The sequence below is a fragment of the Phenylobacterium sp. genome, from assembly GCF_041913825.1.
In the GTDB taxonomy this organism is placed as follows: Bacteria; Pseudomonadota; Alphaproteobacteria; order Caulobacterales; family Caulobacteraceae; genus Phenylobacterium.
In genome coordinates this window covers 44,710-54,900 of sequence record NZ_JAYSEO010000030.1, presented here as the reverse complement: position 1 = coordinate 54,900, position 10,191 = coordinate 44,710, and the positions used below count along the sequence as shown (strand labels likewise).

Annotated in this window: 12 protein-coding genes; 4 read left to right on the top strand and 8 right to left on the bottom strand. The window is 72.2% G+C overall.

Annotated elements, in window-relative coordinates:
* The first annotated feature begins 138 nt into the window (after positions 1 to 138).
* Complete coding sequence (locus ACE3Q8_RS20275; protein WP_374472325.1) at positions 139 to 1,449, top strand: SLC13 family permease; 1,311 nt, start codon at positions 139 to 141, stop codon at positions 1,447 to 1,449.
* A 6-nt stretch (positions 1,450 to 1,455) separates the two neighbouring features.
* Here the strand turns inward: ACE3Q8_RS20275 and ACE3Q8_RS20270 are convergent, their stop codons facing one another.
* Genes ACE3Q8_RS20270 through ACE3Q8_RS20260 form a run of 3 tightly spaced genes read right to left on the bottom strand, consistent with a single transcriptional unit; the run spans position 1,456 to position 2,371 of the window.
* Positions 1,456 to 1,731, bottom strand: a complete 276-nt coding sequence (locus ACE3Q8_RS20270; protein ID WP_374472323.1) for a DUF5985 family protein — start codon at positions 1,729 to 1,731, stop codon at positions 1,456 to 1,458.
* On the bottom strand, positions 1,728 to 2,000 hold the full coding sequence (locus ACE3Q8_RS20265) for a DUF5985 family protein (RefSeq protein WP_374472322.1): 273 nt from the start codon (positions 1,998 to 2,000) through the stop codon (positions 1,728 to 1,730). The genes ACE3Q8_RS20270 and ACE3Q8_RS20265 overlap by 4 nt, the downstream gene beginning before the upstream one ends.
* Positions 1,997 to 2,371 carry a hypothetical protein gene (locus ACE3Q8_RS20260; protein WP_374472321.1) on the bottom strand — a complete coding sequence of 125 codons (375 nt, stop codon included), beginning with the start codon at positions 2,369 to 2,371 and terminating at the stop codon, positions 1,997 to 1,999. The genes ACE3Q8_RS20265 and ACE3Q8_RS20260 overlap by 4 nt, the downstream gene beginning before the upstream one ends.
* A 147-nt stretch (positions 2,372 to 2,518) precedes the next feature.
* Here ACE3Q8_RS20260 and ACE3Q8_RS20255 point away from each other — a divergent pair, with 147 nt between their 5' ends.
* The 3 genes from ACE3Q8_RS20255 to ACE3Q8_RS20245 are packed head-to-tail and all read left to right on the top strand — an operon-like array spanning position 2,519 to position 5,700.
* Positions 2,519 to 2,998, top strand: a complete 480-nt coding sequence (locus ACE3Q8_RS20255; RefSeq protein ID WP_374472319.1) for an SRPBCC family protein — start codon at positions 2,519 to 2,521, stop codon at positions 2,996 to 2,998.
* The gene (locus ACE3Q8_RS20250) at positions 2,998 to 4,278 is read left to right on the top strand and encodes an MBL fold metallo-hydrolase (RefSeq protein WP_374472318.1); all 1,281 of its coding nucleotides are present in this window, start codon (positions 2,998 to 3,000) and stop codon (positions 4,276 to 4,278) included. The genes ACE3Q8_RS20255 and ACE3Q8_RS20250 overlap by 1 nt, the downstream gene beginning before the upstream one ends.
* Positions 4,279 to 4,332: 54 nt before the next feature.
* Positions 4,333 to 5,700, top strand: a complete 1,368-nt coding sequence (locus ACE3Q8_RS20245; RefSeq protein WP_374472317.1) for a cytochrome P450 — start codon at positions 4,333 to 4,335, stop codon at positions 5,698 to 5,700.
* Here the strand turns inward: ACE3Q8_RS20245 and ACE3Q8_RS20240 are convergent.
* From ACE3Q8_RS20240 to ACE3Q8_RS20220, 5 genes are all read right to left on the bottom strand, one after another.
* On the bottom strand, positions 5,697 to 6,077 hold the full coding sequence (locus ACE3Q8_RS20240) for a response regulator (RefSeq protein WP_374472315.1): 381 nt from the start codon (positions 6,075 to 6,077) through the stop codon (positions 5,697 to 5,699). The two genes, ACE3Q8_RS20245 and ACE3Q8_RS20240, sit on opposite strands and share 4 nt — an antisense overlap.
* Positions 6,078 to 6,093: 16 nt before the next feature.
* Positions 6,094 to 8,571 carry a CHASE3 domain-containing protein gene (locus tag ACE3Q8_RS20235; protein WP_374472314.1) on the bottom strand — a complete coding sequence of 826 codons (2,478 nt, stop codon included), beginning with the start codon at positions 8,569 to 8,571 and terminating at the stop codon, positions 6,094 to 6,096.
* A gap of 86 nt (positions 8,572 to 8,657) precedes the next feature.
* Positions 8,658 to 8,876: a hypothetical protein gene (locus ACE3Q8_RS20230; protein WP_374472312.1), complete on the bottom strand. Its 219-nt coding sequence runs from the start codon at positions 8,874 to 8,876 to the stop codon at positions 8,658 to 8,660.
* Positions 8,877 to 8,931: 55 nt separating this feature from the next.
* Positions 8,932 to 9,561: a superoxide dismutase gene (locus ACE3Q8_RS20225; protein WP_374472311.1), complete on the bottom strand. Its 630-nt coding sequence runs from the start codon at positions 9,559 to 9,561 to the stop codon at positions 8,932 to 8,934.
* A gap of 38 nt (positions 9,562 to 9,599) precedes the next feature.
* Entirely contained in the window at positions 9,600 to 10,163 is a 564-nt protein-coding gene (locus tag ACE3Q8_RS20220) for an AAA family ATPase (protein WP_374472309.1), read from the bottom strand.
* Between the last annotated feature and the right edge of the window lie 28 nt (positions 10,164 to 10,191).

Here is a 10,191-nt window from a genome sequence, read left to right as displayed (position 1 = left end):
GGAGCGGCGGCCTCCTGCCTGGGCGAACAGCCCACCAGCGCGGCGATGACGCCGAGGGCGAGCGCCGGCCTCCGGGCGCGGATAAAATCCATGGCCCGGACCATAGCAGCGGCGCGGCGGGTCACCTAGGGTGGCCCGATGACCTTCGACCAGGCCTGCGCGCTCGCCGTCCTGGTCGCCGTGATGGCGGCCCTGATCTGGAACCGGCTCCGCGCCGACGTGGTGGCGCTCGCGGGCGCCGCCGCCCTGCTTGGGCTGGGCGTCATCCGGCCAGTGGAGGCGCAGAGCGCCTTCGCGAGCCCGGCGCTCATCGCGCTCGCCTCGCTGTTCGTGATCGCCTACGCCATGGAGCTGTCGGGCCTGCTCGACGCGCTGATCCGGCTCGGGGTGCGGCTGTGCCGCCGGCTCGGAACGGTGGGCGTCTGGCTGATGATCGGCTTCTGCGGCGTCGCCTCGGCCTTCCTCAACAACACGCCGATCGTGGTGCTGGCCGCGCCCGTGGTCCGCGACGTGGCCGGCTCCCTGAAGCTGCCGCCGCAGCGGTTCCTGATCCCGTTGTCCTACGTGACCATCCTGGGCGGCTGCTGCACCCTGATCGGCACCTCCACCAACCTGCTGGTCAACGACATGGCCCGCAGTTCGGGCCAGCCGGGGTTCGGCCTGTTCGACATCACCCCGGTGGGCGCGATCGTGGCCCTGGCCGGGTGCGCCTATCTGGTGGTCGTGGCGCCGCGCCTGCTGAGCCGCGGGGACGGGCCGGAGCCGCCGACGCTCGCCCAGGCGGTGGAGGACGCCGCCACGGGCCGGGACCTCACCGTCGGCGACGCCAGCCTGTTCCTGGAGCGCCGCCCGCTGGACCTCAAGCGGGGCGCGGCCTCGCTGCTGGTCTTCGTCACCGTGGTGGCGGTCTCGGCGGCGGGCTACGCGCCGATCGCGGCGGCGGCGTTCACCGGCGCGGTGGCGCTGATCCTGACGCGCGTGATCAGCGCCGACGACGCCTACCGCGGCCTGCGCCCCGAGATCCTGATCCTGATCGCCGGGATGGTGGTGGTCGGGCTGTCGCTCGAGGTCACCGGGCTGGCTGCGGCGGCCACCGACGGTCTCTCGACCCTGATGCAGGGCCTGGGGCCGCAGCTTGCCCTGGCCCTCTTCTACCTGATCGCGCTCGTGCTCACCGAAATCCTGTCGAACGCCGCGGTGGCGGTGCTGCTGACGCCGGTTGCGGTGGCGCTGGCCGAGAGCCTGGGGGTCAGCCCGCAGCCGTTCCTGGTGGGGGTGATGATGGCCGCGAGCGCCGCCTTCGCCACGCCGTTCGGCTACCAGACCAATGTGCTGGTCTATGAGATCGGCCGCTACAGCTACATGGACTTCGTGCGGATCGGCCTACCGCTGAACCTGGTCACCGGGGTGGCGGCGGTGCTGGCGATCCCCGTGTTCTTCCCGTTCTGAGCGCGCTCAGCCGCGGCCCATGTTCTTGCGCAGGATGGCCCAGATGATCAGCAGGAAACCGGCCAGGCGCAGCAGGTAGACCCCGCTGAGGTTCTCGTCCGGGATGTCGAACAGCACCGGCACGGCCTGGTTGATGGCCAACAGGGCGAAGCCGACGCCGAACGCCAGGAACAGGCCGTCGCGCGTGCGGCGCCAGAATTTCAGGAAGTAGAGGCCGACGGCCAGGAAGCCGACCGTCAGCGCCCCGCCCATGAAGGCCACCAGGGTGGGATCGTTGGTCATGACTCCACCTCGAAGATGAAGCCGTAGAGCAGCACCGCCACCGCCGCGATCGAGGCCGCCTGGCGCCAGGGCCAGAGATTGACCGAGGGAAAGACGACCATGTCGCCCAGCAGGAAGAGGTTGTTCAACGCCAGGAACGCGAAGCCGAGCGCGGTGTAGAGCAGCAGCTTCCCACGGCTCGCCCGGTAGGCCCTGAGCAGCAGGGCGGCGCAGGTCACGCTGGTGACCAGGCACAGGCCATAGACCGCGAGCGGACCCCAGTCCGTCATTTCGGATCCCCCCGGAACTTGAACGCATCGGCCAGGCCCTGCACGGGGTCGGGCGGGGCCGCGATCAGGTTGATGATCGCCACCGGCCGCTCGCGATAGGCGTCCTCGAGCGCGCCGCAGAGGCCGTCGAGCACGGGGCTCACCGGCGCGTAGCGGTAGCAGTCGTTGTCGTCGTGCACGACGATCCCGCCCCGCTGGAACTGTGCGAGGTTGTTGGCCACGAGCATCTGGCTGCCCCGGAGCTCCCGCACCAGGTCCGCCGCCGGCCAGCAGCGCTCGGGGTCGCGCTTGAGCAGGAGCAGCAGCTCCAGCGCCCACACGGAGCGCACATGCTCGCGCACGAAATCCCGCAGTTCCTGATCTGAGGCCAATACCCGCCCTTCGCTGAACAGCGGGCGGACCCTAACGGCTGAGCCGGGGGGATCAAGCTTCACTGTGCAATTTTGTCGCAGGCTTGGCCGCGGCCTGCGGCTGTGGGCAAACTGAACGCCGACAACCAACAAGGGGGAAACCGCACCATGATCGTCCGCGCCAGCCTGGCCGCCGCCGCCACGCTCGCCCTCTCCGCCGGCGCCGTGCGCGCCGCGGAGTTCGTCACCATCACCCAGGAGGCGGTGGTCGATGCGCCGCCGGCGACGGTGTGGAAGAAGGTCGGCGGCTGGTGCGATATCGGCGCCTGGCTGAAGACCACCTGCGTGGTCACCTCCGGCGGCGACGAGGTGGGCTCGGTGCGCCGCATCGCCGACCGGATCGACGAGCTGCTGGTGGCCAAGACCGCCTGGTCCTACACCTACAGCCAGCCGAAGAGCCCGATCGACTACCACGGAACGGTGGAGGTCCGGCCCGAGGGCGCGGACAGGTCGAAGCTGATCTACACCCTGGTCTACGACGCCGGCCCGCTTCCGACGCCGGAGGCCAAGGCGGCCGACCGGGAGCGGCGAGCGAAGATGTTCGCCGGCGTCCTGCAGACCATGAAGACCCTGGCCGAGGCGAAGTGATGCGTCCCGCCCTCGCCGTCGCCCTGGCCCTGGCGCTCGCCGCCCCGGCCGCCGCCCAGTCGCAGCAGGGGCGGCTCGACGGCTCGAGCCCCGTGAGCGCCGGAGCCGACCAGACCAAGGCCCTGTCGTTCGCCAGCGGTCGGATCCACCAGGCGATCGGCTTCGGCAACACCTTCCTGGTCACCACCCGGGCCGGAAACGTCGTGATCGACACCTCCAGCGCCTTCAACGTGCCCCGCCACCGCGAGCTGCTGCGGGCGGTCTCGTCCGCGCCGGTGAAGGCGATCTACCTGACCCACGCCCACCCGGACCATACCGGCGGCGTGGCGGCCTGGAAGGAGGCCGGGACGAAGGTGATCGGCCAGGCCGAGGAGGTGGAGTTCAACGACTACCAAACCCGGCTCTCCGGCTTCTTCGCGGCCCGCAACGCCGCCCAGTTCGGCGGCCGGCTCCCCACCGCGGCGAACCCCAACCCGGGCAACCGCGCCGCGCCGAAGCTCGCCGACGTGCTGTTCGAGAAGGAGCATCGGCTGAAGGTGGGCGACCTCACCTTCGTGGCGCTGGCGACGCCCGGCGAGACGCCGGATCATTTGACGGTGTGGGTCCCGGAGCTGAAGGCGGCCTTCGTCGGCGACAACTGGTACGCCTCGTTCCCCAACCTCTACACCCTGCGCGGCACCAAGCCCCGCTGGGCGCTGGACTATGTGGACTCGCTCAATCGGGTGCTGGCGCTGGAGCCCGAGATCGTGCTGCCGAGCCACGGCGCGCCCATCCAGGGGCGGGAGAACGTTCGGCGGGAGCTGACCAAGTACCGGGACGCCATCCTCCACGTGCACGACGCCACCGTGGCCGGGATGAACCAGGGCAAGGACGTCTACGCCCTGATGCGCGAGATCCGCCTGCCCCCGGAGCTGGAGGTGGGCGAGGGCTACGGCAACCTCATCTGGTCGATCCGCGGCATCTACGAGGGCTACGCCGGGTGGTTCGACGGCGATCCGGCGACCATGTACGCGACCTCGCCGGCGGCCACGGCCGCCGAACTGGTGCGGCTGGCCGGCGGACCCGACCCCGTGGCGGCCCGGGCCCAGGCGCTGGCGGCGGAGGACCCGGAGCTGGCGCTGCGCCTGACGAGTTCGGCCCTGGCGGTCGATCCCCGGCACCGGGGCGCCCTGGCCGCCCGCCGCGCGGCCCTGCAGGCCCTGATCGCGCGGTCCAAGAACTCCAACGAGGCCGGCTGGCTGCGGGCCAGCCTGGCGCGGACCGAGGCCGCCCTGCGCTAGATTTTCAGCGCCCGACGAATTAGAACGGCGTTCGCCCAGTCTCGGAGCCCGCCGATGGACGCGCTCGCCCGCCCGGTCGTCCCGCCCGCGCCGAAGGCGCACGCTCGGCCGGTGGGGCCGCTGCGGCTGATCTGGGGGATGTCGACCAACCCGCTGACCGTCTGGTCCGAGCAGGACTACGAGGTGCTGGTCCAGCGGAACCGGGTGCTCGGGCGGGAGAACTGGCTGGTCAACGACCCGGCGTGGGCGCGCCACGTGATGCTGGACGCGATGCCGCGCTACCGCCGGCCGCTCGCCTCGGCCCGCCCGGTGCGGCCGGTGACCGGCGACGGCGTGCTGCTGGCCGAGGGCGAGGCCTGGCGCGGCCAGCGGCGCATGCTCGCGCCCCTGTTCCGCCCCGCCCAGGTCGGGCTGCTGCTGCCGCACTTCCAGGCGGCGGCGCAGGCGCTGGCCGGCCGGCTGGCGCAGGCTCCGACGGCGAACCTCTCGGCGGCCTTCCACGAGGGGACGATCGACGCGGTGCTGCGGGCGCTGTTCTCGCTGCCGGATAACGGCCGGCGCGCGGCGATCGCGCGGCTGGCGCGGGGCTATGTGGCGCGGGCCGGACGGCCGAACATCTTCGACGGCTACGCCCGCACCCATGAGGACTTCCCCTTCGCCCAGGCGAGCCGGCGGCGGTTCCAGACGGTCTGGCAGGGCGCCGTCGACGCCCTGGTGGCCGAGCGCCGGACCGCGCCGGCGGCCGCCGTCCACCGGGACCTGCTGGACCTGCTGCTCGCCGCCCGCGACGCCGAGACCGGCGCGCCGCTCACCGACGCCGAGGTCCGGGACCAGGCCGCCACCCTGCTGTTCGCAGGCTTCGAGACCACCTCGCGCCTGCTGTTCTGGACGAGCTACCTGCTGGCCCTCGACCCGGTGGAGCAGGCCCGGCTGCGGGCCGAGGTGCGCGCCTTCCCGCCCGATCACGTCGGCGCCCTGGAGGACCTGCAGAACTGGCCCCGGCTGCGGATGGTGCTGCTGGAGGCGCTGCGGCTCTATCCGCCGGTGATCTTCCTGCTGCGCGAGGCGGCGGAGCCCGACGAGATCGACGGCCTGCCCGTGTCGCCGGGGGCGCTCGTCTGGATGAGCCCGTGGGTGATCCACCGCCACCGGCGGTTCTGGGAGCGGCCCGGGGCCTTCGTTCCCGACCGCTTCGCCGGCCAGGCCTCGCCGTGGAGCGGCGGCCAGCCGTTCATGCCCTTCGGCCTGGGGCCGCGGATCTGCATCGGGGCGAGTTTCGCGCTGGCCGAGGCGCAGGTGATGCTGGCGAACCTGCTCGCCCGGTTCGAGTTCGGCCTGACGTCCGCGCGGCCTGTGCTGCCGGTGGGCGCGGTGACCACGCGGCCCGACCACGAGCCGCTGTTCCGGCTGGACCGGGCCTAGGCGCCCAACAGGGCGCGGACCTCGCCGGCGAAGGCCACCGGGTCGAACGGCTTGGTCAGCACCCCCACGGCGCCGGCGTCGATCAGCGGCCGGTGCTCGGTGGCTTGGGCCCGGGCGGTGACGAAGATGGCCGGCGTCTGGCCATGGCCGTCGACCCGGCGGAGCTCGGCGAGCGTCGCCGGACCGTCCATGTGCGGCATCATCACGTCCAGCAGGAAGACGTCCGGCGAGAAGCCGCCGCCGTCGACGATGGCGAGCGCCGCCGCCCCGCTGTCGGCCACGCGGACCTCCATGTCGGGGTCGAGGCCCAGGGCGAGCTCGGCCACCTCGCGGATGAACTCGTCGTCGTCGACGTAGAGCACCTTCAGCGTCGCCATTGCGCATCCTCCGGCATCAGGCGTTCTCCCGCGAGGCGGTCAACGACCGCACCGTGTCGGCCAGGGCGCCGAAACTGACCCGCGACTTGGTCAGCACCGCCTGGACCCGGCCCACCATCTCCTCGTCGATTTCCTGCCCCGAATAGACGATCACCGGCGTCTGCGGACCTTCCGCGCTGAGGTCGGCGAGCAAGTCGAGCCCGGAGCCGTCGGGCAGGCCTACGTCGAGGATGATCAGGTCCGGCCGCCGGGCCCGGATCGCGCGGCGGGCGGCGGCGAGGGTGGCGGCGGTGCGCACCCGGCCTGCGCCGGCAAGCGACGCCCGCGCCACCTCGGCGAGGTCGGCGTCGTCATCCACGTGCAGGATGTCGAGGTCGCGGCGCCCGGCGATGGCGGCCAGCACGGAGTCGCGCAGGCGCCCGAGGTCCACCGGCTTCACGATCCAGTCGGCCACCGGCATGCTGCTCATCCCGGCCAAGGCGTCGCCGGTGACCACCACCACGGGCAGGCGACGGTGCTCGGCGTGTTCGCGCAGCCGGCGGACCAGCGACAGACCGTGTCCGTCGGGCAGGTGCAGGTCGAGGACGAGGGCGTCGAACGCCGCCTTCTCCAGCGCCTCCTCGGCCGTGGCGAGGGTGCGCGCCCGCTCCACCTGGAAGCCGTCAAGCCGCAGGCCGGCGGTGATCACCTCGGCGGCGTGGTCGTCGTCTTCGCAGAGCAGCACGCGGCATTCCTGCGCCCTGGCCTCGGGCTCGGCGCCCAGGGGCAGCTCCAGGAGGAAGCTGGCGCCGGCCTCCGTGCTCTCGGCGAGCCGCAGGGCGCCCCGGTGGCGCTCGGCGATTTCCCGGGAGATGGCGAGGCCCAGGCCCGAGCCGCCGGCGCTTCGCTGGGACGAGCCGTCCGCCTGGGCGAACCTGCCGAAGAGCGCGGGCTGGAAGGCCTCCGGCACGCCGGGACCCTGGTCGGCGACGCGGACGCAGGCGCGGCCGCGGGCCTGCTCGACGGTCAGGGTGACCAGGCCGCCCTCGGGCGAGAACTTCACCGCATTGGACAGCAGGTTGGAAAGGATCTGGATCAGCCGGTCGAGGTCGCCGGTGACGGTCAGCGGCTGCTCGGGCAGCACGAGTTCGATCCGCACCTGCCGCTCGCCGGCGAAGCCGGTCATGTCCTGGGCCGCGCGCTCGGCGACGGTGCGCAGGTCGAGCGGCCGCATGTCGAAGGCGATCTTGCCCGTGGAGATCTTCTGGATGTCCAGCAGGTCGTTGATCAGCCGCACCAGCCGGTCGGTGGAGGTGCGGGCGATGTAGATCAGCCGCTTCGCCTTCTCCGGCAGTTCGCCGGCCGCGCCGGCGTCCAGCAGGCCGAGCGAGCCGGCGATGGAGGTGAGCGGTGTGCGGAGCTCGTGGCTCACCGTGGAGACGAACTCGTCCTTCAGCCGCTCGCTGGCCTTGCGCTCGGAGACGTCCCGGATGGTCGCCACCACATAGACGCCGTCCTGCAGCTTCACCGCGCCGAGGCTGATCTCCGCCGGGAAGGTGGAGCCGTCGCGGCGCCGGCCGGTGAACTCTCGGGCGACGCCCAGGTCGCGGCCGGCCTCGGCCCCCAGGCGGTGCAGGAACAGACCCTCGCCCGGCGCGAGGTCCACGATCACCGAGCAGTCGCGCCGCACCAGCTCGCCGCGCTCATAGCCGAACAGCCGCTCGGCGGCGGTGTTGATGGTCTCGATGGTGCCGCTGGGGTTCAGGGTGACCACGGCGTCCATGGCGCTCTCGAAGATCGCCTCCCGCCGCGCGGACTGCTGCTCGAGCGCCGACAGCACCGCTTCGCGGCTGCGGGCCTGGCGGCGAACCAGCAGGGCGGCCGCCAGCAGGTTGGCCATGACGAGGGCGAGCAGGACGCCGGAAACCAGCTCGGCCTGCCGCTCGCGCCGGTGGGCGGCGAGCTGACGCTGGCGCAGGGCGGCGGCCTCGGCCGCCAGCATCTCGCCGACCGTGCCCCGGATCTCGTCCATGGCCCGCTTGCCGTGGCCGGTGGTCACCAGGGTGGTAGCGGCGTCGAGGCCCTGGTAGCGGCGGGCGGCCACACCGGAGGCCATCAGGTCCACCTTGCGGGCGATCTGCTGCCGCAGGCGCTGCATGCGGGCCATCTGGGCCGGCTCGCCGGCAACACCCGCCTCGAGCTCGCCGAGCTCCTGCTGCAGCTCGGACATGGCCGTGTCGTAGGGCTGCAGGAACTCCTCGGCCCCGGTGATCACGAACCCGCGCTGGCCGGTCTCCGCGTCCTGCACGAGCGAGAAGACGCGCTGCATCTGCGCCTGACGCTCATAGGAGACCTCCTCCTCGCTGCGCAGGCGGGCGACGCCCTGGAGGCTGGCGAACATGACGATGGCCACGAGCAGCACCAGCGTCGGGGCGAGCACCAGCGACAGCACCGTCGCCGTCCGATAACCGCGGCGGAGGGCCCGTACTTGGCTCTCCGAACCCCTCGCCGTCATGTCCGCTCCGCTCACCGACCGAGGGCTTCAATAGCCGTTCGGCAGACGACGGACGTTGGGACACTTCGGCGCGGGTGGGAAGCCCGTCAGTTGGGCTGCGGCGCCTGTTCGCGCGGGCCTTCGCCGACCTCGGCCATGGCGTCGTCGGAGCTGGCGGTGGCCGAGGCGGCCGCAGCCGCCTCCTGACGCTTGCCCTCGTCCAGCACGACGGCCGAGACGGCGCGGCCCTCGGCCGGCCCGCGCGTGCTGTTGCAGCCCGCCATGGACAGGCCGGTCAGGACGATGAGGCAGGTCGCGCGCAGCATGGTCGGGCTCCTTCGGAACCCGACCAACGCGGAAGCCCGGCTCGGGGCTCCCGCCTCAGGCGGCGCGTTCGAAGCGCCAGGCCTCGCCGCCGCCCTGGGCCGCGGCGAGCTGGGTCTCGGCGAACTGCCAGTTGGCGACGGTATCGAACCAGCGCTCCAGGAACGTCTTCCGGTCCTGCTTGTAGTCCAGGTAGTAGGCGTGCTCCCACACGTCGCAGACCAGCAGCGGCGTCTGCGCCTGGTGCGCCAGCGTGCCGCCGTCGTGGGTGTCGACGACCGCCAGCCTGCCGCCGTCCAGGGCCAGCCACACCCAGCCCGAAGCGAAGTGGTCGGCGCCCACCTGCACGAACCTGGCGCGCAGCTCGTCCAGGCCGCCGAACGCCTCCTGGGCCAGGCGGAGCAGCTCGCCCGACGGGTCGCGGCGATCCGGGGTCATGCAGGTCCAGAAGAAGGCGTGGTTCCAGGATTGAGCGGCGTTGTTGAACAGCTTGCGCTCGCCCCGCGACTCCGCCTCGGCGATGATCTCCTCCAGGCTGCGCCCCTCCAACCCTTTCTCGGCGGCGAGCTGGTTCGTGACATCCACGTACTTGGCGTGGTGCTTGTCGTGGTGGGTGCGCATGGTGGTCGCCGACACGGTCGGCTCGAGCGCCTCATAGGCATAGGGCAGCGGCGGCAGCTTGATCATCGCCTGGCTCCTTCGGCTTGGTTTTCCGGGTTCGCCCCTCAAACCCCCGACGGCTGCCCCCGTTCCGCCGCAACGAACGCAAGCACCCGCGAGAAGGTCTCCTCCGGCGAGAGACGGGTGGTGTCGAGGCGCAGGGTGGCGTCGCCGCCGCGGTCGATGAGGACGCGGCCGGTGCGCGCGCCGGTGAACTGGGCCGGGTCGGTGAGCTTGCGCTTGGTCGCGCGTGCCGGGGAGGCGATGCGGCGGTCGAGCTCGTCGGGGTCGCAGTCCAGGACCACGACCAGCAGGCGCGCGCCCCGCCGGCGGGCGAGGTCCGCCCAGGCGTCCCAGTTCTCATTACCCCAGTCGGAGTCGGTCATGTGGGCGTTGGTGGCGACCACCGGGATGTGCGGCGGCAGCTCCAGCACGCGCTGGAAGGCGATGGCCCGCACGGCGCGCAGGGTCTCGAAATAGGCGGGCGACTTCACCTCGGTGAGGGCCAGGGCGAGATTGTAGACCGAGTGGTTGTCCACCAGCCGGGCGCCGATGGCGTCGGCGAGCCGGCGCCCGAGCGTCAGCTTGCCGGCTCCCGGGTAGCCATTGATGTGGATGAGCACGGACATCGGACGCTCCCTACTCCCCGATCATGAC

Excerpts from the sequence above, each read along its gene's own strand:
- ACE3Q8_RS20235 (WP_374472314.1), bottom strand. The coding sequence starts at position 8,571 with ATGACGGCGAGGGGTTCGGAGAGCCAAGTACGGGCCCTCCGCCGCGGT.
- ACE3Q8_RS20240 (WP_374472315.1), bottom strand. The coding sequence starts at position 6,077 with ATGGCGACGCTGAAGGTGCTCTACGTCGACGACGACGAGTTCATCCGC.
- ACE3Q8_RS20275 (WP_374472325.1), top strand. The coding sequence starts at position 139 with ATGACCTTCGACCAGGCCTGCGCGCTCGCCGTCCTGGTCGCCGTGATG.
- ACE3Q8_RS20270 (WP_374472323.1), bottom strand. The coding sequence starts at position 1,731 with ATGACCAACGATCCCACCCTGGTGGCCTTCATGGGCGGGGCGCTGACG.
- ACE3Q8_RS20250 (WP_374472318.1), top strand. The coding sequence starts at position 2,998 with ATGCGTCCCGCCCTCGCCGTCGCCCTGGCCCTGGCGCTCGCCGCCCCG.
- ACE3Q8_RS20225 (WP_374472311.1), bottom strand. The coding sequence starts at position 9,561 with ATGATCAAGCTGCCGCCGCTGCCCTATGCCTATGAGGCGCTCGAGCCG.
- ACE3Q8_RS20230 (WP_374472312.1), bottom strand. The coding sequence starts at position 8,876 with ATGCTGCGCGCGACCTGCCTCATCGTCCTGACCGGCCTGTCCATGGCG.
- ACE3Q8_RS20255 (WP_374472319.1), top strand. The coding sequence starts at position 2,519 with ATGATCGTCCGCGCCAGCCTGGCCGCCGCCGCCACGCTCGCCCTCTCC.
- ACE3Q8_RS20245 (WP_374472317.1), top strand. The coding sequence starts at position 4,333 with ATGGACGCGCTCGCCCGCCCGGTCGTCCCGCCCGCGCCGAAGGCGCAC.
- ACE3Q8_RS20265 (WP_374472322.1), bottom strand. The coding sequence starts at position 2,000 with ATGACGGACTGGGGTCCGCTCGCGGTCTATGGCCTGTGCCTGGTCACC.
- ACE3Q8_RS20220 (WP_374472309.1), bottom strand. The coding sequence starts at position 10,163 with ATGTCCGTGCTCATCCACATCAATGGCTACCCGGGAGCCGGCAAGCTG.